The following is a 21557-nucleotide window of genomic DNA, read 5'->3' as shown; positions in this document are numbered from 1 at the left end:
CTGTCTGATTGACACGCAAAAAGTGGAGTGATAGCGCTATCCAAAGCGCTTTGAAAATAGAAGTGCCCTTCCTGAAAACTCATATCGACCGGGAGAAGCGGCGATGCCGATCAGAACCGTGGTTTGGGGCGAAAACGTCCACGAGCAACACAATGCGATTGTTGCGCGAACCTATCCGGACGGGATGCATCAATGCATTGCGGACGCTCTGAATACCGATCCTGAGATCAGCGCGACGACTGCAACTCTGCAGGAACCCGAACACGGTTTGACCGCTGAACGACTGGCCGAAACCGATGTTCTCGTGTGGTGGGGGCACGCAGCTCACGGCGACGTCGCGGACGAAGTTGTTGACCGTGTCTGTGATGCGGTCTGGTCCGGCATGGGCATGATGTTCCTGCATTCGGCCCATTTTGCCAAACCGTTCAAATGGCTGATGGGAAGCCCGTGCAATCTCACCTGGCGCGAAGCGGGTGAGCGGGAACGGCTTTGGGTTACAAGCCGAAATCATCCAATCACGAAAAATGTGCCGGACAGTTTCGAGCTGGAGATGGAAGAAATGTACGGAGAGCCTTTCGGGGTTCCCGAACCGCTCGAAACAGTCTTCATCAGCTGGTTTCAGGGTGGGGAGGTTTTCCGCTCGGGCCTCACCTACAAACGCGGCGCAGGCAATGTTTTCTACTTCCGCCCGGGACATGAGACCTATCCGACCTACCACGACGCCACGGTCCAGACTGTCCTGAAAAACGGTGTCAAATGGGCGTACAATCCGCTCGTGCGCGTTGCTGACCCCAATGCCGCTCCGAATGTTCCGGTTGACACCGCGCCGGAGAAAATAGAAGAACGCGGCCCGAAACTTCACGCAGACGGTGAAGAAGGTTTTCGCTGACACCGCGCCCGGCGGACCTGAAAAACGAGGTCCGATGTTTCACACGCAACGGAGTCGCCCATGGCTTCTTTAAAAAAACCCGTGCGCGTCCTCATTCTTGGAACGGGCAACATGGCCAGAAACCATGCTGCCGCGTTTCAGAAAATGGCGGGAGTTGAAATCGTCGCCGGTGTGGACCGGCGCCCCGACATGCTTGCCGAATTTTGCGCAGCGTACGACGTTCCCGAAAAATTCGAGGACCTTCAGGAGGCAATTGCCTGGGGTGAGTTCGACGCGGTTTCCAATGTGACACCGGACGCCGCTCATCATCCGACGACGCTGCAGCTCTTGGCGGCCGGCAAACATGTTTTGTGCGAGAAACCGCTGGCGACCAACGCCGCCGATGCGCGGGAAATGACGGCCCTCGCGAAGGAAAAGGGCGTCATCGGCATGGTCAATCTTAGCTACCGGGACGTTGCTGTCCTGCAAAAAGCGGCTCGGCTGGTCGGCGAAGGTTCAATCGGCGCCCTCCGGCATTTCGAGGCGTCCTACCTCCAAAGCTGGCTGACACAGCCGGCGTGGGGCGACTGGCGCACGGAAAGCCAATGGCTCTGGCGCCTGTCGACCGAACATGGTTCGAAGGGTGTTCTAGGTGACGTTGGCATTCATATTCTCGATTTCACCGCCTTCGCCGCTCAGAGCCCCGTGTCCGAGCTTTCGTGCCGCCTCAAGACGTTCGACAAGGCGGAGGGAAACCGTATCGGCGACTATCCGCTCGATGCGAATGACAGCTTTACACTTCAGGCCGAACTGGAAAACGGCGCTCTCGGGACGATCAGTGCAACACGATTTGCATCAGGTCATCACAATGACCTGCGCCTGCGCCTTTATGGCGACAAGGGAGGGCTCGAGGTCTCGTTTGAAAATCGCATCGAACGTCTGCGTATCTGCCACGGCGGCGACCTCACCGAAGCACGCTGGCAAGAGATCGACGCCGGCCCTGTTCCAACGGTTTACGAGCGATTCATTGACGCCATTCGTGGCGACGCCAGGCCTGACCCGGATTTCGCCCACGGCGCGCTTCTGCAGGCAGCACTCGATACCGCTGAACGGTCCGACGCAGCGAACGGTGCGTTTCTCAAGGTGGATGCCGTATCCGAGTAAGCCTGCCCTGAAATGAATTGCGGCGGAGCCATCAGGCTCCGCCGCGTAAAGTGGGTACTACAGCAAGGCAACATCACCGAAAGAACGTCGTGTTCCGCCATCCCTCATGTAATGTATGCACAATCTAGCGCACTTGCCCTGACACTTCGTTCAGCCAAGGCCTCAGGTTTTCCTCTAATTTTAGACGAAACACGTCTTTTGCGCGTTCGAGCCGTTCAAATTGAACGGTCCTGCCTCAACCTGGATGGATCTGTCGCGCATCGCATTTCCCATATGCAACCCACCTGGTGACTGGTGCATGGCCTGAACCCTCGGAATTTGCGGGTTTCGGGACGGCTTTACGCATTGCATTTCTGCCAGAGTGTGCTCCAATAAACCATTACGTGCATTTTCAATAGTCCGATTTCAAAGGGGGGAATTTATGTCTGCCTCAAGTGAAAATATCGAACGCATGAGGAAATTCAGGAAGCGTTTTCTCGATCGCGACAATGAATTGAACGAAGAACTTGCCGATACCGGCGGCGGCCTCGATCTTGAGGCCAGTCTGGAAGCATTCGAAACCTTTACGCCGGAGGGCGCTGAACCGGCGGGGCTCGGTGACGAATTCAATCTGGAAAGCATTATCATGCGATCCGGCAGGCCGGTGCTGGATGTATTGAACAACGAGACCGTCCTGGAATTCGTCGAGCAATCGGAAAGCAAAACCTGGAAGGCCCGCCTGGAGAATGCGGCCGACATTCTCGAACACGCCATCAAGGCAAGCGGGCGCATCAATCTGCAAAACCACTATCTGGACTGGGTTGGTACCGGCTGGCTCGTCGCGCGGGACATCATGGTCACGAACCGCCACGTGGCTCAAGAATTCACGATGCGCGACGGCCAGGGATTCACCTTTGCAACGGACGGTGAGCGCTCGGTGCGGGCGAACATCGACTTTCTGAAGGAATTTGACAATCCGGGCGCACGCGTCTTCAAACTGATCGATGTACTGGATGTGATTGAGTATCCAGATATGGCCTTTTTCCGCGTCGAGCAGACGGCCGGCGACGGCCCTTTGTCGGACCCGATCCTTCTGTCGTCCGCGCCGTCAGAAACTCAGCTTGCTGCCGTGATCGGCTATCCGGCCAACGACTCGCGCATTCCCGATTTCACCCTGATGGAAGACATCTACGGCAAACGCTACAATCACAAGCGCGTCGCACCGGGCAGCGTTACATTTCTGGAAAAAGACCGCTTGCTGCATGATGCAACCACTTTGGGCGGCAACTCGGGTTCGGTGGTTTTAAACCTTAAAACCGGTGAGGCATTCGGCCTGCACTATTCCGGCGCCTTCATGACCACCAACTACGCCGTCCGGTCCGACATTGTGAAAGAAGCTCTGGAGCGGGTCCAGCGCGGAGATAGCAGCGCTTACGAAGCCGAACGCCGCAGGCAGAGCTCACGGAGCGCGGACGGCTCCTCAGGTGCGGTGTCACAACCCCGTTTGGGCGGTAGCGACGTTGTCCTCCAAACACCTCCGCAACCCGTTCCAGGTATGGGCGCGCAGTCGGTAACATTCCCGCTCACTGTTACGGTTTCCCTTGGCGCACCCGGCGGTGCCGACACTACGACATACGCCTCCGCGCCGTTGGCACCGGAGCCCGGATTGGGCCAGCCTTCAATCCCTGATACGGGCGACGACGATCTCATTGACGAGAACGAAGAAGCCCGTCCGGAAACCTATCGCAACCGCAAGGGCTTCAACGCGGAGTTTCTCGGTGCAGACAAGCCGACGGAACTGCCTGAGGTTCTTCTCAAAAAGGATCTTCTGACGTTCGAATTCGACGGCGCCGAAATGAGTGAACTGAAGTACCACAATTTTTCCGTCGTCATGAACAAGCCGCGCCGCATGTGCTTTTTCTCGGCCGTGAATATCGATGGCGCGCACGCCAAGATGGCGAGCCGCGTCGGCTGGAAATGGGACGGCCGCATTCCGCGCACGCAGCAGATCATGAAGGAATGCTACGGCAACCCGCCGAAATTCAGCCGGGGCCACATGACACGCCACAACGATCCGGGTTGGGGCGCGGAAGCGGATGCAAGGCTCGGCAACGAAGACAGCATGCATGTCACGAATGCCACGCCGCAGATGCAGGCATTCAATTCACCGGTCTGGCTTGAACTTGAAGACTATGCGCTCAACAACGCCATCGAAGACGGTATGCGCGTATGTGTCTTTACGGGCCCGTTCTTCAAGAACAGCGACCCGCTGCATTTCGGGGTGAAGGTTCCCGTAGCCTTCTGGAAGGTGATCGCTTTTGTCCATGACCGCACGGGCAGGTTATGCGCCACCGGATACAGAATGGACCAGACCGCGAACCTGCCGAGCCAGGAGGAATTTGTCTTCGGCGCCTTCAGATCAAGCCACACCCATCAGGCAGCCCAGGTGTCCGTGCGGTCCATCGAGGAGGAGGCAGCCATCGATTTTGGTGGTCTTGCCGATCTCGATCCGCTCGGCCAGCAGGAGAGCGTTGGCGGACGCAAGCAAGCGGTAACGCTCCTGTCGAAGACCCAGATACGGTACATCTGATCTGCCGACGCTTGTCAGAACAGTCCTGCTGTCCGGCCCATTTGGAGAGCCGGACAGTGGCACGTACCAACCAGTATCATTCACTGATGCCCAACCTTCGCCCCCTGCCAAAGCCAATCCCGGAGCCTGGCCAATCCAGAGTTACGATACGGCCCATTACCTTCTCGATTTCCTGGCGAAGATGGTGGAAATCTAGATATCGATATCGGCAAGCGCGCCGTCCAGATGGGTGCTCAGTTTCGCCGTGACGCGTGCCTCGAATTCCTTCAGCAGCACCGGATTGATCGAAACACTTTGGTGTGCGTGATTGAGCGTCGCCTTGTCAGAAGAGAACCGGAAGAACAGAACCTGCGTCACCGCCGAACCTGCATCCAGCATGAAGGCGAAGAGCGTGATCGACGGCTCTCCGCCTTGCATACTCACCTGGGAAATCTGGAACTGGTTCGCACGTGCACGCTGGGTCCTGCGGTCGAACAGCGTAAACCAGGGTTGGTTTTTGTGCATTTCCTGCAAACCGTCGAGCACACTCAGGATCGTCGAGGCAACGCTGACTGCGCCCCCACCCAGAACCGCCGTCAGAACGGGGACAATGGCCTTATGAACTTCCATCGACGTGCCCGTGAGCGCGCGAGACGCATCGCCGAAGCCGGAGGATCGCCAGCCCAGCTTGTTCAGCGTTCCCACATAGTGTCCCATCCATCTGTCGAGGGTTATATCCTGGCTGCCCTGTTTCCTGTCCGCAGCAAGTTCTGCCAGCAGCATGACATTGGCGATGGCAGAGCGCAGACCATGTGGCACATCTTCTGAAAACCCGGCCAGCTGATTGCTGACAACAACGTCCTGCTTTCCGTCCGTCATGAAATCGGGTTTTGCGGGTGTTGCCCCGGCCCCTCTCACGGCTTCGAGTTCCACGCCTCCCGTCATATCGGGCGGCAATTCGACGCTCTCGAGGAAAGCGGAAATCTCCTGAAGCTCTTTATCAATGTCAGTCATCTCAAACTCCCTGATTGATTGACTGGATTGGAATAGGTCTTGAATTACGTCGCAGACACTCAAGGTCACGCAGCAGACTGTGGCAAAGGTGCACACAGCGCGCTGCGAGGCCGATGACTACGGAGCCTGTTTGTCGATCGCTGCAATGTAGCGATCAATGCGATGATCCTTGATGGAGGGAAAAAAGCCCTCGAGATTCACCTCGGACGCACCATCGAAGACCCCTTCAACGTTCTCGGTTCCACCAGCGCCTGGCACACTTTCCAGCCCCGCCTGCGGATGCGCCGCTGCATCCTGGATCTGTTGCCGCAGTTTTTCGAACTCTTCTTCGCTCAAAGGTGCGGGTCCCTGATCTGGCTCACCCGGACCTGCAGATTCAAGGTTCGCTTCGAAACCCTCGTTCCTGGCCTTGACCTGACCCGAACCGTCAAAATGGAAGAGTTGCCCGGAGTGAGAATAGGTGAACGGTACACGCGGCACCACGTCGTCGTCATTGACAAAACGGTAATAGCGGCTGCCGAACACATCCATGATTTTTCTGGCCGTCCGCCTGCGGGCGAGACGCGGCTGACCGAAGGTCGCGATCCCGGCAACATTGACGGATCCGTGTGTTTCAATGGCGGTATTCACCGCAACTGCGCCGCCAAGGCTATGCCCGGTGAGCCAAAGCGTTTTGCCGGCTGAACTCGCGGCCTGAAGTGGTGGCACCAAGATACCCTGCGCAGCCCTGTGGGCTTCCAGGAACCCGCCATGGACGTCGCCGAATGCGCCCTCCAGATCGAAAACTTGAATGTTGACCAGCCAGTCGGCGATGCCTTTGGTCCCACGGTAGACAAGTACCGCGGCGTTATCGCTCTCCACGAGGTAGGCTTGCGTATCGGCAATGTCAGCATGTGCGGTGACCTTCATCCCCAGGTCGGCCTCGGCATCGGCCTTGAAGGCAGCAAGGTCCCTGTAACTGCGCTTCGAGATGAGCGCCAGAGACAGCATGGCTTGCCAACTGAAACTCGGATTACGTAGAGAAACTTCGTCGAAATCAGTCATATTGCAGCTCCCACAAACTAAAAATATCGCAAATATCAGCTTTGAGCCCATGAAATAGACAGGCTTGCATCTCAAACTTTAAGCGTGAACAGCACAATCACCAGAAGACATGAGCATCCGGAAAAACGCAAGAGTTGTCGGTTGATTTTTAGTTGTAATTCGAGAGCAGCACCCGCGAGCGGACAAGAGGCGTGGCGCCGCCATCATGAAGTCCGTTGAAAAACGGCGCAGATACGAAGTATCGGGACAGCCGGCTTGCGAAAGACCTGATGCAAATTCTTGCCATCCATGCTTTGCTCACGGCCGGGCTTGAAAAGTGCGGGGCAGCGCGCATGTGCAGCGGAAAAGTCAGAAAATCCACGCGGAATGCGATCGTCTCGGCAATATCGGTGATCGTTGGAACGGGCTTGGCCGGCGCAGCATATGCGATGAGCCTGTCCGACCGGTTTTCAGCACAAGCCTGTTATGCACGCACCTATACGGCGGACCACCTTACCAAACATCCCCGGCAGCTTGTCGCGCATATATGGTTTTTGAATACACCTTCAGCTGCCACTGGCAACGACCGCCTTGCGCTTGAATTCGGGTTCAGATTGCGGGATGGCCGCGCCTACAGCAGCTTTGCCTATTGCAGCACCGATGGCCGCTGCGCAACGGAAGGCGATGGTGGCAGCGTGCAGTTCACGGACCGCGGCGAGAACCTGCGCCTGTCCGTCATTGACTACCTTGTTGTGGAAGGAGCAGATTTTTCACCCGACCTTTCACAAAGCGATGACCGGGTATTTCTGCTTTATCCTGCTGCAACGAGAGTATGCGGCTAACGTTGAACAGGTAGGCTGAGGGGTGAACGGGGCCCTCTTACGGATAGTTGCCCGATCAGCTCTGATTGACCCGACGTGCCACACTGAACAGCTAAAGCGCGAATGTGAACACTTTTTCAAGTGAACGGAAATTGGTTGGAACCAGTAGATCACCGTCAAAAACAAAAAAGGCCCAGGAATTGTCCTGAGCCTTTTTTGAAATCTGGAGCGGGCGATGGGATTCGAACCCACGACCCCAACCTTGGCAAGGTTGTGCTCTACCCCTGAGCTACACCCGCATAGTGTTCCAGCGCCGGGCAGCAATAGCCTCGGCGTCGGTGGCGCAGTATATGGACTAAGCCGGGACGGATTGCAACAAGGAAATTCAAGAAATTTTTGTAGCTGTCTTTCTGAGGGGCGATCCGAAAATGAAAGGCAAAAACTCGCAGAAAACAAAGACTTTTTACCAAAATTTCCACTTGTGAGCGGCACGGCAATCACGTTAAACAGCCCGCAGGAACACAATATTCAGGAAAAAACATGCCAGCAACACGCGACGAACTCATGGCCTTTCTGGCCGATCTCGAGATCGAGATATCCACGGTTGACCATCAGCCGGTTTTCACCGTCGCGGAATCCGGAGATCTCCACGACAGGATCCCGGGCGGGCATACCAAAAACCTGTTTGTGAAAGACAAGAAGAGCCGCCTCTTTCTGATTGTGCTCCTTCACGACGCGACTGTGGATCTTAAGAAAGTTCACCAGATCATCGGCGCACAGGGCAGAGTATCCTTCGGAAACGCGGATCTCCTGATGGAGGTTCTGGGTGTGGAGCCCGGGTCAGTGACACCCTTCTCGCTGATCAACGATCGCGAAGCCCTTCGGGTGACACCTGTCTTTGACGCATCAATGATGCAGCAAGAGGTCCTCAACTATCATCCGCTGAAAAACGATGCGACCACAACGATAAGCGCTCAGGACCTGTTGAAATTCGCCCGGGCCTGCGGCCACGACCCCAAGGTTCTGGCGGCAAGCGACCAGGCCATTGCGGCGGGACTTTAGGTATCCAGGCACCGGAGTTTGTATTTCCGGCGTGGCGGCTCCATGTTAGGAGCAAATTTGGCCTATAGACGATTCGATATTGGCCGCTTGGCATAGAGCGGCCGGAAAGCACGAGGCGGATAAATGAGCAATGGCAACTACAACGTCGGCGGCCAGGTCGGCGGCGGGTTCGGTGCCAGCATGGGCGGCGGATATGGCGGCCAGGGTGGCGGCTTCGGCGGCGATGGCGGTGGCGGCGGCGGTGATGCGCCGGCAGGTGAACTGATATTCGACGTGACAACTCAGACCTTCATGGCGGACGTCCTTGAAGCATCGCGCCAGCAACCCGTTCTTGTCGACTTCTGGGCTCCCTGGTGCGGTCCCTGCAAACAGCTGACACCGATTATCGAGGCCGCCGTCAAGGCGGCAGGCGGCACGGTCAAGCTGGCCAAGATGAACATTGACGACTATCCGGAAATCGCCGGCCAGATGGGGATCCAGTCAATCCCTGCCGTGGTTGCCTTCAAGGACGGCCAGCCTGTCGACGGCTTCATGGGCGCTCAGCAGGAAAGCCAGGTGAAGGAATTCATCGAAAAGCTCGGCGGACCGGCTCCGACGAACCAGACGGACGCTTATCTGGAGCAGGCAGAGGAGCTTCTGGCCGCGCAGGATTTCCCCCAGGCCGCTCAGCTCTTTGGCGCGGTGATGCAGATGGAACCGGAAAATGTGAAGGCTATCGCCGGTCTCGCACAGTGTTATCTGGGTGCGGATGAACTTGAACGCGCCCAGCAGGCGCTGGAACTCGTGCCCGAAGACAAGCGGTCCGACGAAGCTTATGTCGCTGCAAAGGCGGCTGTCGATCTTGCCGAGCAGGCGTCCTCGCTTGGCGATCTCGCCGAGTTTCATGACCGGATCGCCAAGGATCCGCTCGATTATCAGGCACGTTTCGATCTGGCCCTCGGTCTCAACGGCAAGGGAGATAAGGAAGGGGCGGTTGATCAGCTCATTGAAATCGTCCGCCGCGACCGCGACTGGAACGAAGACGGTGCGCGCAAGCAGCTCCTGCAGTTTTTCGAGGCCTGGGGCTTCAAGGATCCCGCCAGCAATTACGGCCGCCGCAAGCTCTCGGCCGTTCTGTTTTCTTGACGATTGGCGGAACTGACACACATTTACGAAAGAGCCCGGAATTTTGGGGACCGGTGCCGGAAGCAACAAAATAAAAAGGCGCAGAAATGCAGGCGGGAAATGCCATCTATGACACCATCGCGGATCTTCCGCCCGTTCTGCCTGTTTTTCCTCTGTCCGGTGCGTTGCTTCTTCCCAGAACCCAGCTTCCGCTGAACATATTCGAGCAGCGCTATCTCGACATGGTGGATAACGCCCTGTCCGGAAACAGGTTGATAGGCATGGTACAGCCCGCCTCCGAAGCCATGGGCGACGAGAGCGAAACGCCGTCGCTCGCGAATGTCGGATGTGTCGGCCGCCTCACGAGCTTTCAGGAAACGGGTGATGGCCGCTACCTGATCACGCTGCAGGGCATTACCCGGTTCGCGCTCGGCAAGGAAATGCGCACTTACAGTGCCTTCAGAGAGGTCGAATGCGACTTTGCACCGTTCTCCGGCGACCTTAAATGCGGCGACGGCGAAGATGATGTTGATCGCAACGGTCTTTTGAAAACGCTACGGGATTATCTCGACGCGAACAACCTGGAAGCGGACTGGCAAAGTGTTTCGGAAGCGGAAACTGAAGTGCTTGTGAATGCGCTCTGCATGATGTGCCCCTATGGACCGCAGGAAAAACAGGCTTTGCTGGAAGCCCGCGACCTGAAGACGCGCGCCGAAACGCTCATTGCCATCACCGAGATGGATCTGGCAAGATCGCAGAATGACGGCGGCTCCACGCTTCAGTAGTCCGCCCGGACTTCTCGCCAGCAAAGAGAATTTCAGATGAACGACACGACAGAACGTCCGGTTGACCGGAAACTGCTTGAACTGCTTGTCTGTCCCGTGACCAAGACAACGCTCGAATATGATGCGGACGCCAGAGAACTGATCTCAAGATCGGCCAAGCTCGCCTATCCGATCCGCAACGGGATTCCCATCATGCTTCCGGATGAGGCTAGGCCACTCGAAGACTAGGTTCTTGTGCGAGACAGAAAAAGCCCGGATCCGATGATCCGGGCCATTGGCGTTTTACTCTGCCGTTCGTCAGTAGCCACGCACCATAGGCAAGACATTGATGACGATGATCTGACGGAGAAAGATGATCCCGAGAAGCAGAATAACGGGAGAAATGTCGATCCCACCGAGGTCGGGCATAAAACGGCGTATGGGGCGCAGCGCCGGCTCGGTCAGATTATAGAGCACCCTGCCGATCGAATTGATGATCTGGTTGCTCGAATTCACGATGTTGAAAGCGTAGAGCCAGGAAAAAATCGCACTGGCAATGATCACGTAGGTATAGAGCTCCAGCGCGAGGAGGATGACGTTAAAGAGTGCGGTCATGATCTGGTCCGTTGCCGTTCAGGTTCTGTCACGTTTCTCATGTAGCTCCGAGATCGCACGCCTGCAAGACGGCACTTTCAAGAACGAAAGATTGTTTGAAGATAATGCGGTGCCTTTGCCGGTCTGGAAATCCGATGCGGAAATGCAACACTCCGTCAAAACCGGGATTCGTTAGGCTTTGAGTAAGCCAGCTTCGTGCTATCTTGCCGGCAACGAACTCCATATGGATGAAGCCTTAATGTTCAAGACCTTGTCACGCGTTGCGCTCGCCTTGTCGCTGAGCGCCGTGTCCGGAACCGCGCTGGCTCAAAGCGGCGAAATCTCCGCGCAGGACGCCACGAAGCAATTCGTGGTCGATCTGGGCATCGGCGCGATAGCGCAACCGCGATATGAATCTGCCGATTCCTACCTGATCTACCCGATGCCGATCATATCGGTCGGGCGATTCTATCTGCCGGGCCTTGGGCAGGTGGTGGACGGCCGGCGCCGTGCCGGTGTGTTTTTCTTCCCGTCTTTCAACTTCATCGGCGAACGAGACGCTGGCGACAGCTCGGACCTGACCGGGACGGAAACGGTTGACTGGGCGCTGGAACTCGGTCTTGGCGGCGGCTTCCGCACGGAACACTTCCGCGCCTTCGCCGAGTTGCGTCAGGGGATCAACGGCCACACCGGTCAGGTTGGCCAGCTTGGGCTCGACGGCATCATTTATCCGAGTGACAAATGGGAAGTCAGCTTCGGCCCGCGCGCCAGCTTTGCTTCCGGCGAGTATATGGACACTTATTTCGGTGTCACCGCGCGGGAAGCGGCCAATAGTGGTGGCCGTCTGACCGAGTACGACCCGAGCGCCGGCTTCAAGAGCGTCGGCCTTGCCGCTCGCGGAAGTTACGACTGGAACGACGATGTCCGGCTGCACATCCGTGGCACCTACGACCGTCTGATTGGTGACGCCGCCGACAGCCCGATCGCAGAGGCCGGCAGCAAGGACCAGTTTACGCTGGGCGTCGGCGTGAGCTACCGGTTCGCTTTCGACGTCTTCTAAAGCATTGATGTTCGACGTTATCTTGTCCTGCAAAAAAGGAGGCCGCGGCCTCCTTTTTCATTTATAGCACCCGCGTGCTGAGGATCAGTAGGAACACTCGATGAGCTCTATGCCGCGCGGAAGCTTGGTGGTCTCGTCACCGCAAGCGCCCAGGATCCGGCTCGGATCGAGATTGTAGGCTCCCGTCAGGTCGGCACCCACAAGCCGGGTCCGGCGAAGCAGAGCACCGTCAAAATCCACCTTTGTCAGATTGGCGTTGGTAAGGTCGGCGCTCACCAGGCGAACGCCTGAAAAATCGGCTCCGGAAAAATCCGCGCCAACCGCCTTGATCCGGTCGAGTTTACCCTGGCGGATGCGGGCATCCTTGAAATTGGCATCCGTCAGATCGACACGCTCCAGGTTGACACCGTCCATCTTTGCCCCTTCAAACGAGGCACCGACGGCAACGGACCGGATGAGCGCTGCATTGCGCAGATCTGCATCGTCGAAAACCGCTCCATTGGCGATACTTGCATTGAGGTCGGCGTCTCTAAGGTCGACCCCTTTCAGATTTGCATCCGTGAAATTGGCTTTTTCGAGATCTGCGGAACGCATGTTGGACCCGGCAAAGTTACTGCCGGCAAAATCCGCTCGCTCGGCCTCCGCACGCCGCAAATCGGCATTCTGGAAGTCGCCACCCGGCAGAACCGCTTCCTTGAGGTCGGTTTCGCGCAGGTTGGCCCTGTTGAAATTGGCGTTTTCTACTGCCAGGAATCTCAGCTCGGTCAATCGCAAATCGCAGCGGGGACAACCGCCGTTTTCCTTGATCTCGGCCATTTTTTCTTCGTCGCTGCCAGCGAGTGCACCTGCCGGAAGGGACCACAGTGCCACGGCGCCAAGACAGCCGGCCAGAAAATGCGTTAACCTGTCTCTCATCCCAAAACCTTTTTTCGATCTGCTCTAAAGATAGGTATCCAATACCAACACTTTAAGGACAGTTTCTGTCCAGAAAAATGCTATTCGGCTATTTTGATGAGAGTTCGCATTGAAAACGCGTCAATTGGGTCTTGACGTTCAAGGCTCGGCGGAGCCCGCTATGGGAGGAAAGAAGCGGGCGGGGTCGCAGTTGCCCACTTCTTCCATCCACATAAGGCGCTGACGACGCACAACCTGACAATCAGCGTGCCAAGTCAATCGCAAAAGGCTTGCCAGTTTGTTTTCGCGGAAAAATGACCAGATCTGGTTGGCAACACTGCCGTCAACACAAGATGTTGATATTGTTTACAAAGCGTTTACTTCTCATGCATTGCAATCTGCAAAGCCGGTTGCGAACAGGCCTAAGAAAGAGTTAACGCCTTAGCCCCATCTGCAATCAACGTTCACGAAAACTCGTCCCTGAGATCGACAGACGATTGCACGCCCAAATCCTCGAAATGGGCGTCCAGCCACTCTCTGGCCGTCTGGCGGCCGAGGTCGCGTAATTCTGTGAGGAACGCCCATTCGGCGTTCATTTTCGAAGACGCCTGGAGCGGCTTGAGTTCGCGCGCAAAAATCCGGTGCAAGTGCACCTTCATGTATTCGGCCGACGAAAGTTTGCCTTCCTCGATCAAACGGGTGACGAAATCGATGGCGCGCAGCTCTCGCAAAAGCGTTGAGTTGAATGTTATTTCGTTGAGACGATTGACGATTTCTCGCGCCGTGCGCGGCACCTGTCGCCGCTCCAGAGGATTGATCTGGACAAGGATGACGTCCGGTGTCTCGGTTTCGTAGAAGAGCGGATAGAGCGGCGGATTGCCCATGTAGCCGCCGTCCCAATAGGGTTCGCCTTCAATTTCGACCGCCTGGTACAGCTGAGGCAGACAGGCCGATGCCATGACCGCGTCGAGCGTGACCTCCTTTTCGCTAAAAACGCGGATTTTGCCCGAAAAGACATTCGTCGCGGCGATAAACAGCCTCACGCCGGAACAACAATGCACTTTTTCGAAATCGACCATCTTTTCAACGACATCGCGAAGCGGATTGACATTCAAAGGGTTGAATTCATATGGCGACGCAAATCGTGACAGAACGTCGAAATAAAGGTAGCTCGGCGAATGATCGAGGCTCCAGTTGCCAAGAAGCACATCAAGCGGCGACCGCTGGATCGGACTGAACCGTGCCTCGTCGCTTACCTCGCGCCAGAACGCTTCCAGGCTGGCTCTGGCACCGTCCTCGCCGCCGGCTTCCATGCCGCTCGCGAGGACGACGGCATTCATCGCCCCGGCAGACGTTCCGGTGATGGCATCGATCGCCAGGCGGCTATCCTCGAGAAAATAGTCGAGTACACCCCAGGTAAAGGCGCCATGAGCACCTCCCCCCTGCAATGCGAGATTTATCTTTTTCGGAGCGGCCAAATCAAACGCCTTTCAGATCCTTGCGATCAGCAATTATTGCGCGGTCCAGCCCCCGTCGATCGGCAGCACGGATCCTGTGATCGACGATGCCGTATCGGAGCACAGAAACGCCGCATATCCCGCGACCTGCTCGACAGTGACAAAATCCTTGGTGGGCTGCGCCTTCAGCATGACGTCTTTTTTCACCTGCTCTTCGGTCATGTTGCGCGCCTTCATCGTGTCGGGAATTTGGGCCTCGACCAAAGGCGTCCAGACATAACCCGGGCAGATGGCGTTTACGGTGATGCCCTGTTCCGCAACTTCAAGCGCGACGGTTTTCGTAAGCCCTGCGATGCCGTGCTTTGCGGCAACATAGGCTGACTTGTAGGGCGAAGCCACCAGGGCATGTGCGGACGCAGTGTTGATGATCCGGCCCCAACCGCGCTGCTTCATGCCCGGAAGAGCGGCCCGGATGGCGTGAAAGGCCGAAGACAGGTTGATAGCGATAATCGCGTCCCACTTCTCAACCGGAAACTCGTCGACTGGGGACACGAACTGAATACCGGCGTTGTTCACGAGGATATCGACGGACCCGAAGGCCTTTTCAGCATCCGCGATCATCGCGGCGATCTCATCACCATTGAGCATGTTTGCGGGGGAGTAGGTACACCGCACGCCAAAATCGGCCTCGATCGCGGCTCGTGTCGCTTCGATTTCGTTAGCATCACCAAGACCGTTGATAACGACATTGGCACCTTGCTCGGCAAAGGCGCGGGCGCAGCCAAGTCCGATACCGGACGTTGAACCGGTAACGACGGCGGTTTTGTTGGCAAGCATAAGGGGTCTCCCGGAAGACGAAATTATCTGGTGCAACATTTCACCAGTTATCGCCGCACTGCAACATCACAATGAAGAAAAGTGATGAACCGAATGGATCGCTGCGTCTGTCCTTTGCCGAACGGCGTCAGCGCCTCTTCATCCGGCGCGCTCCCGAAAGTGCTTTTTGGGCACGTTCGCGCGAAACCTGTCTCTGGGCATCGGCTTGGACGTAGTCTTCCTCGCGTAGGCCCAGCCTTTCGGCGAAACGCTCCCGGATCAGTCCATAAAATGTTGCGTGCAGGCTGGAAAAAACCCAGACTAGGATCAGCATCGTTCCCATCGGAAAAATCGCGGAACGGATTTGCTGCCACAGATCATTTGCCGGAAGCAATCCGTCGCTGACGCTCAGAAGAAATCCCCAGGCAAGCGCCAGGAAACCGGCAAGCAGGCTCATGATGAGCGCGGCGAATGCCATTGCCCAGCCAAGACCGGATGTCGCCCGCCAACTCTCCTTCAGGGTCAGCGGGTCGTCGACGGCCGCAGCAGGCAATACGACGGAAAATTTCTGAACCACCATCAGAGCGATAAAGGGCGCGAGGAACATCAGCAGAAGCCCGAATCCGGCTGTCAGCGCGGCCAGGATCGAGGACACGATGATGAGCGGGATCAGGGACAGAAAACCGATGAGCCCGAGCACGATCTGGTAGAGGATGACGTTGATGTTTCGTTTTCCGAACGTGACCGGAAAATCGCGCGCGTCGATCAGTATCCGGCGAACATAGGCAATCGCAATGGAAAACCCGACGATCAAGTTGGCTATTGCCGCAATCGCCCGCAAAGCGCCCTCATCGGCCTGGGCGACAGGCTCGGTCATATAGGAAACGGTGGTAAACCCGCTTTCGGGCATCAGTGACGAACCAATGGCAAAGTTGAGCGCCAGAAGCAGCAGGATATAGGCCCATCCGGTCCTGAACAGCGTCCCGATATTGTGTTGCGCAAGGGAGACTGAACGTTCCAGAACAGTGATGAACATGGCCTGACTCCGGTTTTGAGCATTTGTCTCAATTTGTGATGTTAGGACTTGGCAAAAGCATCTTGAACCTCCGAGTAAATCAATCGAACAGATTGCAGCCTGCTAGTCCCATGTCTCGTCGAGTACACCTATTGTCGTCGAATTGAATGCCTGGGCAATTACCCTTAACGAATAAAGGATCAAGGCCGCAGCGAATGTGGCCTCAGCCACTCCAAACGCCCAATCGAAGGCATCTATTGTCAGCAGGTCTGCCAGACTCCCGCTCACTGCTGGCAACAATTTGAAAATGAGCCAATATGGTACGGCATAGGCACCTATTGCCAAAGCCATGGAACGGCCCATTCCGCGCGACCGGCTGAAAGCGGACAGGATATTTACGGAACGATGCACAATCGCGGACGGAAATATAAAGGAAATCCGAAAGAAAAAGGGCGCGAACAGGCATCCAAATATCAATAGAACAACGCCAGTAACGAAGTGGACAAATCGTGTGCGGCTTACCGAAAGTTCTTCAGTGTAGCCTTCGAGCGATTGCGTCAGGAAACCGCTCGCCATGCTCACCGGGTAGCGCGTCAAAATGAAAATCAAAACCACAAATACGCTATACGCAACCAGATATCTGGCAACGATCCCTAAGCTTAGTCGACTTGCCCCCCAAAGCGTTCGCGAAAAAACCACATAGGATACACTCAAAACAACAATCGAGGAAATAAAGTAAATTGGAAATGAATATAAATAAAACGAAAAACCATCTCCCAACCAATGAATAATTCTGACAAGAAATGAATAGAAGTAGAAATTGGCGCAAAAAATCATCAACGACAATACTGCGAAACAGACCAGGTACAATCCTGGCTTCCCGTCAATTTTGTTGAAATCCATAAGATCAAAGCCAAATTAAGAAAATATCGAATCACCCAGCATTCGCAGCCCGATCAAATACTCTCACTCATTTAAGCGGGAAAGAAAGCCGATTGACACTAAAATTTGCAACGTCCGCTTGAAGAAACTAAAACGACTTGGTGGGTGATCGATCTTTTTCACCAACACCTTCAATCCAAAGCTGGAAAGTTGAGCCAATTTCCCTCATATGGTGGGTGAATGCGCAAAACCGGTTGGTTCCAGTCATGATTGATGATTTCGCAAATCCCCTGCCGCGCCGCAAATCCGTCGGTGTCATGGTCGGCAATGTCGAGGTTGGCGGTGAAGCTCCGATCGTCGTCCAGTCCATGACCAATACGGACACCGCCGACGCAGATTCAACGGTTGCCCAGGTCGCCGCCCTAGCGCGCGCAGGTTCTGAGATCGTGCGCATCACCGTCGACCGGCCTGAAGCCGCGGCCCAGGTGCCGCGTATCAAGGAGAGGCTCGAACGGATCGGCATCGATGTGCCGCTGGTTGGCGATTTCCACTATATCGGCCACAAACTGCTGACGGATTATCCCGACTGCGCTGCCGCACTCGACAAATACAGGATCAACCCGGGCAATGTCGGCTTCAAGGCCAAGCGCGACACGCAGTTCTCGCAAATCATCGATATCGCGTTGAAGCACGACAAGCCGGTCCGTATCGGTGTCAACTGGGGCTCGCTCGACCAAGAGCTGCTCACCAGGCTCATGGACGAAAACGCAGAAAGCGAAGCTCCTGTTTCCGCTGCTGCTGTCATGCGCGAAGCGATCATTCAATCTGGCCTCCTGTCCGCGGAACGAGCCGAGGGTCTTGGCATGGGCCGCGACAAGATCATCCTGTCGGCCAAGGTCAGCCAGGTCCAGGACCTGATCGCCGTTTATGCTGATCTCGCCCGGCGCTGCGACTACGCACTCCACCTTGGCCTCACCGAAGCTGGCATGGGCACCAAGGGGATTGTGTCATCCGCCGCGTCCATGGGCATTTTGCTGCAGCAAGGCATCGGCGACACCATTCGGGTGTCCCTGACACCAGAGCCGGGCGGCGACCGAACGCGCGAAGTACAGGTGGCACAGGAACTTTTGCAGGTGATGGGCTTTCGGGCGTTCGTTCCCGTCGTTGCCGCCTGCCCCGGCTGCGGGCGAACCACGTCGACCGTTTTCCAGGAACTGGCAAGCGACATCCAGGATCACATCAGGACCTCCATGCCGGCATGGCGCGAGCAATATCCCGGCGTCGAAAATCTCAATGTCGCGGTTATGGGCTGCATCGTGAACGGCCCCGGCGAATCCAAGCATGCCGATATCGGCATTTCGCTGCCGGGCACCGGCGAAACACCGTCAGCACCTGTATTTGTCGACGGCCAGAAAGTTACGACGCTCCGCGGCGAAGGCATAGCCGACGACTTCAAGCAGATGGTTCTGGACTATATCGAGAAGCGGTATGGCACCAGGACAAAATCGTCCTCCGACGCTGCCTGATCCGGCACTTTAAGGTTTTGATCATGATGCAACAGCCGGGCGTGCCCGAGCCTCGGAAAAAGCCGCTTCTCGTGATCACCTCCCAGGTGGTCAACGGCGGCATCAGCGGACGCGGACTGACCTTTGCCCTGGAGCGGATCGGGCACGATGTCTGGTTCCTGCCGACAATCCTGCTGCCATGGCATCCCGGTCACGGCAAGGGGACCAGGATCGTCGTATCCGAAAACGATTTTTCTTCGATCGCCGAAGATCTTGCCAGTTCGCCGAAACTTGCGGACCTGGGCGGGATCATGTCCGGTTATCTTGGTGCTGCGGAACAGGCCGGCCCGATTGCAAAGCTCATAAAAGCCGTCAAGACGGCGAACCCGGACGCCCCCTATCTGTGTGACCCGGTGATCGGCGACCATCACGGTGCAGGCGGCGGCGGGCTCTACGTGCCGAAGGCCACGGCCGAGGCAATCCGAGATAAGCTGGTACCCCTTGCGGACATCGTGACCCCGAATTCCTTCGAACTCGGTTGGCTGACGAACCGTGAAATCGAGGGCGAGCTTCAGGCGCTTTCCGCGGCGCGGACGCTTGGAAACAAAAGGGTGCTGATCACGTCCTCGCCAGCGCTACGCCGCAATGCAATTGCCAACCTTCTGGCCGGTCCGCGGGGTGCGGTTGCTGCAGAACACGCGGCGATCGAAAAGCCGCCGCACGGTACGGGCGATCTGATCGCAGGTTTGTTCCTGGCCAATTCTCTTGCCGGTTTCAACGATGAAGAGGCCCTGAAACGGGCGTCCGCGTCGGTTTTCGAGCTTGTGGCCAGAAGCGTGAAAAAAGGCGCGAACGAACTGCTGTTTGCCGAAGAACAGCAGTCGGTCGTACGAGCGATGGCTCTTGTGACATCCCGGCGCGTTGTTGAAACCAAAGCCCGTGCCTGACGGTGGCGACGTCTGGCTTGCCGGCGTTGACGGCTGCAAGGCAGGCTGGGTTGCTGTCATGCGGAACCGGACCGATCCCGACAATCCGGTGCTCAAGGTGTTTCCGTCCTTTTGGGATATTCTAGCGGCCGATCCCTTCCTCAGCATCATCGCGGTCGATATGCCGATCGGCTTGCCGGACTTTATTTCTCCGGAGGGTCGCGGTCCGGAAAAAGCCGCACGTAAACACCTGGGCGAGCGTCAATCGTCTGTCTTCACCGTGCCCTCACGCGCCTCGGTTTATGAAACAGACTACAGAGACGCTTGTGCAACCGCACTCCAGACGTCTTCCCCGCCTAAGAAAGTCTCCAAACAGTGCTTCTTTCTGTTTCCGAAAATCCGGGAAATCGATGAACTTATGACACCGGAACTGGAAGAACGCGTCTTCGAAGTGCATCCGGAACTTGCCTTCTGGCGGCTGAATGGCGGCAGAGAAATGAGCTTGCCAAAGAAAGTCAAAAGCCGCCCGAACCCCGACGGTCTCGATCAGCGCCGCGACTTGCTGGTGTCCAAAGGGCTGCCGCAGTCATTTCTCGACCAGAAACCGCCAAAGGGATGTGGCCGGGATGATCTCCTCGATGCCGCCGCAAACAGTCTGATTGCGGAGAGGTGCCTGCTGGGCCAGGCCGAACCGTTTCCGACATCCTACCGGCGGGACGAGCGCGGATTGCGGATGGCGATCTGGGCTTGAAGAACTGACATTCTCACCGGACAGTTACAATGCGCCCAATTCAAAGTGTTTTGAGCAGGTTTTCCAAATCCGTGCGAAGGCTAGGCCCACGCACAATCTCCCCGTGACAGGGAATGATCATGGTCGGACTTGCCGTTTCGAGCCGCGCGCGCACCCAGTCGGAAAAGAGCGCCTTGTCCTGCAAGCCGTACTTCGGAAAGGTCTTCAGAAAACCCGGACGGGACGTTTCGTCTTCTTTGTCCTGAAGTCCGCAAAAAGCATCGGTAACGATCCAGGCAAGCTCATTGCCCGTGCGAACCACCAGCCAGAGTTCTCCCGTCTTGAGCCCCTCAGGTTCGGCAAATTCCACATTATCCGGGAGCGCATCGGCGAGTGAGGACAACGTCTCGAAACGTTGACCGGTTATCTTGTCGAGCCGTGGACGTGCCGCATCGGTGCATACGAGTCTTGCCTCGCCAAACACCTGAACATGCTCGGAAACCGCCTTGTTGTGATAGTGATTGGGTGCCAGCAGAAATCTGACGTCGTGCGTTTCAGCGACCATCCCGCTGATCTTTTCAACCGGACTATAAAGACAGACACCGCCATCGGGCAGACCGACAATGATGCATCTCAGATTTCCTTTCCGGATAGTCCAGAGGGTGTCATGACCTTCGACGCGCTCAAGCGAAGCCTTGCGTTTTGTCATGATTTCTCCATGGATTTGAGTTGATTGCACAGGACATCGACAAGGAAACGCCCGGCCCGGTTTGACTGGTCCAGCCGGTTTTGTGCATGTACGCCCATGACACCGGACACCAGCCCCTTTGCCACCGAGGATGCATCAATCGACGGATCCAACTTGCCTTCTGAGAGCGCCTTTTGCAGGCACGCCCGAAAACAGCTTTCCAGTTCGTCCCAGTAGCGCCTGACCGCTTGTTCAAGCCGAGGGCTGCCGACCCTGGCATTTTCGATCCCCGTATTCACGACCAGGCATCCGTACTCGCTCGATGTCATCGAGCCGTCCGTGACCAGTGAATTCAGGAAACCAATGATCTCCGGCAAACCGCCATCTCTCATCGGCTGCATAGCGGTTGTGACTGCGCTCTGGGTGTAGAAATCCAGGGCCGCGAGATAGAGCCCCTCCTTGCCGCCGAACTCGGTCCGGATAGCAAACTGATTGAGGCCTGTCAGGCGCTCAAGTTCTCTGAGGCCAAGTGCCTGATAGCCGTTTTGCCAGAACGCATAGACCACGCGCTCGACAACCTCTTCAACGATGTAGCTCTTTGGACGGGCCATGAATCTATTTC

The 21557-nt window shown here is 56.5% G+C and carries 22 protein-coding genes and 1 tRNA gene; 12 read left to right on the top strand and 11 right to left on the bottom strand.

What is annotated here, in order from left to right:
* Positions 1–103: 103 nt before the first annotated feature.
* From Q0915_RS21430 to Q0915_RS21420, 3 genes are all read left to right on the top strand, one after another.
* The gene (locus Q0915_RS21430) at positions 104–889 is read left to right on the top strand and encodes a ThuA domain-containing protein (RefSeq protein WP_299478523.1); all 786 of its coding nucleotides are present in this window, start codon (positions 104–106) and stop codon (positions 887–889) included.
* A gap of 60 nt (positions 890–949) precedes the next feature.
* Positions 950–2032: a Gfo/Idh/MocA family oxidoreductase gene (locus tag Q0915_RS21425; RefSeq protein ID WP_299478520.1), complete on the top strand. Its 1083-nt coding sequence runs from the start codon at positions 950–952 to the stop codon at positions 2030–2032.
* Between the two features lie 421 nt (positions 2033–2453).
* Complete coding sequence (locus tag Q0915_RS21420) at positions 2454–4601, top strand: DNA/RNA non-specific endonuclease (protein ID WP_299478517.1); 2148 nt, start codon at positions 2454–2456, stop codon at positions 4599–4601.
* Positions 4602–4793: 192 nt separating this feature from the next.
* Here Q0915_RS21420 and Q0915_RS21415 read toward each other — a convergent pair whose 3' ends face one another.
* Together Q0915_RS21415 and Q0915_RS21410 are read right to left on the bottom strand one after the other, a co-directional pair.
* Complete coding sequence (locus tag Q0915_RS21415) at positions 4794–5594, bottom strand: hypothetical protein (protein ID WP_299478514.1); 801 nt, start codon at positions 5592–5594, stop codon at positions 4794–4796.
* Positions 5595–5711: 117 nt separating this feature from the next.
* On the bottom strand, positions 5712–6638 hold the full coding sequence (locus Q0915_RS21410; protein WP_299478511.1) for a lipase family protein: 927 nt from the start codon (positions 6636–6638) through the stop codon (positions 5712–5714).
* 215 nt (positions 6639–6853) lie between these two features.
* On the opposite strand from Q0915_RS21410, the gene Q0915_RS21405 reads away from it, so the two are divergent.
* Complete coding sequence (locus Q0915_RS21405; RefSeq protein ID WP_299478508.1) at positions 6854–7459, top strand: hypothetical protein; 606 nt, start codon at positions 6854–6856, stop codon at positions 7457–7459.
* A 203-nt stretch (positions 7460–7662) separates the two neighbouring features.
* On the opposite strand, the gene Q0915_RS21400 is transcribed toward Q0915_RS21405, so the two are convergent.
* Positions 7663–7737: transfer RNA gene (locus Q0915_RS21400), tRNA-Gly, on the bottom strand.
* 241 nt (positions 7738–7978) lie between these two features.
* Between Q0915_RS21400 and Q0915_RS21395 the strand changes: the two genes are divergently transcribed.
* From Q0915_RS21395 to Q0915_RS21380, 4 genes are all read left to right on the top strand, one after another.
* Positions 7979–8500, top strand: coding sequence for a prolyl-tRNA synthetase associated domain-containing protein (locus Q0915_RS21395; RefSeq protein WP_299478505.1), 522 nt, complete (start codon positions 7979–7981; stop codon positions 8498–8500).
* A gap of 123 nt (positions 8501–8623) precedes the next feature.
* Entirely contained in the window at positions 8624–9625 is a 1002-nt protein-coding gene (gene trxA, locus Q0915_RS21390) for a thioredoxin (RefSeq protein WP_299478502.1), read from the top strand.
* 86 nt (positions 9626–9711) lie between these two features.
* Positions 9712–10389 carry an LON peptidase substrate-binding domain-containing protein gene (locus tag Q0915_RS21385; protein WP_299478499.1) on the top strand — a complete coding sequence of 226 codons (678 nt, stop codon included), beginning with the start codon at positions 9712–9714 and terminating at the stop codon, positions 10387–10389.
* Between the two features lie 36 nt (positions 10390–10425).
* Entirely contained in the window at positions 10426–10617 is a 192-nt protein-coding gene (locus Q0915_RS21380; RefSeq protein ID WP_299478496.1) for a Trm112 family protein, read from the top strand.
* Between the two features lie 69 nt (positions 10618–10686).
* Here Q0915_RS21380 and Q0915_RS21375 read toward each other — a convergent pair whose 3' ends face one another.
* Positions 10687–10983 carry a YggT family protein gene (locus tag Q0915_RS21375; RefSeq protein ID WP_299478493.1) on the bottom strand — a complete coding sequence of 99 codons (297 nt, stop codon included), beginning with the start codon at positions 10981–10983 and terminating at the stop codon, positions 10687–10689.
* Between the two features lie 178 nt (positions 10984–11161).
* Between Q0915_RS21375 and Q0915_RS21370 the strand changes: the two genes are divergently transcribed.
* Complete coding sequence (locus Q0915_RS21370) at positions 11162–12022, top strand: MipA/OmpV family protein (protein WP_299544409.1); 861 nt, start codon at positions 11162–11164, stop codon at positions 12020–12022.
* 84 nt (positions 12023–12106) lie between these two features.
* Here Q0915_RS21370 and Q0915_RS21365 read toward each other — a convergent pair whose 3' ends face one another.
* The 5 genes from Q0915_RS21365 to Q0915_RS21345 form a co-directional block, all read right to left on the bottom strand.
* Positions 12107–12937: a pentapeptide repeat-containing protein gene (locus tag Q0915_RS21365; RefSeq protein ID WP_299478487.1), complete on the bottom strand. Its 831-nt coding sequence runs from the start codon at positions 12935–12937 to the stop codon at positions 12107–12109.
* Between the two features lie 443 nt (positions 12938–13380).
* Complete coding sequence (locus tag Q0915_RS21360) at positions 13381–14394, bottom strand: patatin-like phospholipase family protein (protein ID WP_299478484.1); 1014 nt, start codon at positions 14392–14394, stop codon at positions 13381–13383.
* Positions 14395–14427: 33 nt separating this feature from the next.
* Entirely contained in the window at positions 14428–15210 is a 783-nt protein-coding gene (locus Q0915_RS21355; protein ID WP_299478481.1) for a 3-hydroxybutyrate dehydrogenase, read from the bottom strand.
* Between the two features lie 127 nt (positions 15211–15337).
* A complete protein-coding gene (locus tag Q0915_RS21350; protein WP_299478479.1) occupies positions 15338–16225 on the bottom strand; it encodes a 4-hydroxy-3-methylbut-2-en-1-yl diphosphate synthase in 888 nt (295 codons plus the stop codon).
* A gap of 102 nt (positions 16226–16327) precedes the next feature.
* Positions 16328–17107, bottom strand: a complete 780-nt coding sequence (locus tag Q0915_RS21345) for a hypothetical protein (RefSeq protein WP_299478476.1) — start codon at positions 17105–17107, stop codon at positions 16328–16330.
* Between the two features lie 245 nt (positions 17108–17352).
* Here Q0915_RS21345 and ispG point away from each other — a divergent pair, with 245 nt between their 5' ends.
* From ispG to Q0915_RS21330, 3 genes are read left to right on the top strand one after another with little or no spacing between them, the layout of a single operon-like run.
* Positions 17353–18612, top strand: coding sequence for a flavodoxin-dependent (E)-4-hydroxy-3-methylbut-2-enyl-diphosphate synthase (gene ispG, locus Q0915_RS21340; protein ID WP_299478473.1), 1260 nt, complete (start codon positions 17353–17355; stop codon positions 18610–18612).
* A gap of 23 nt (positions 18613–18635) precedes the next feature.
* Entirely contained in the window at positions 18636–19538 is a 903-nt protein-coding gene (gene pdxY / locus Q0915_RS21335) for a pyridoxal kinase (protein ID WP_366525309.1), read from the top strand.
* Positions 19516–20268 (top strand): DUF429 domain-containing protein, encoded by a 753-nt coding sequence (locus tag Q0915_RS21330; RefSeq protein WP_299478470.1) that lies wholly within the window; start codon positions 19516–19518, stop codon positions 20266–20268. Before pdxY ends, Q0915_RS21330 begins: the two co-directional genes overlap by 23 nt.
* Before the next feature lie 40 nt (positions 20269–20308).
* On the opposite strand, the gene Q0915_RS21325 is transcribed toward Q0915_RS21330, so the two are convergent.
* Positions 20309–20956, bottom strand: a complete 648-nt coding sequence (locus tag Q0915_RS21325; protein WP_299478468.1) for a hypothetical protein — start codon at positions 20954–20956, stop codon at positions 20309–20311.
* The gene (locus Q0915_RS21320) at positions 20953–21546 is read right to left on the bottom strand and encodes a TetR/AcrR family transcriptional regulator (RefSeq protein ID WP_299478465.1); all 594 of its coding nucleotides are present in this window, start codon (positions 21544–21546) and stop codon (positions 20953–20955) included. Before Q0915_RS21320 ends, Q0915_RS21325 begins: the two co-directional genes overlap by 4 nt.
* Positions 21547–21557: the final 11 nt, after the last annotated feature.

Source organism: uncultured Roseibium sp. (assembly GCF_947494555.1).
Taxonomy (GTDB): domain Bacteria; phylum Pseudomonadota; class Alphaproteobacteria; order Rhizobiales; family Stappiaceae; genus Roseibium.
The sequence above is the reverse complement of the archived record's forward strand: the minus strand, read 5'-3'. Positions and strand labels throughout refer to the sequence as shown.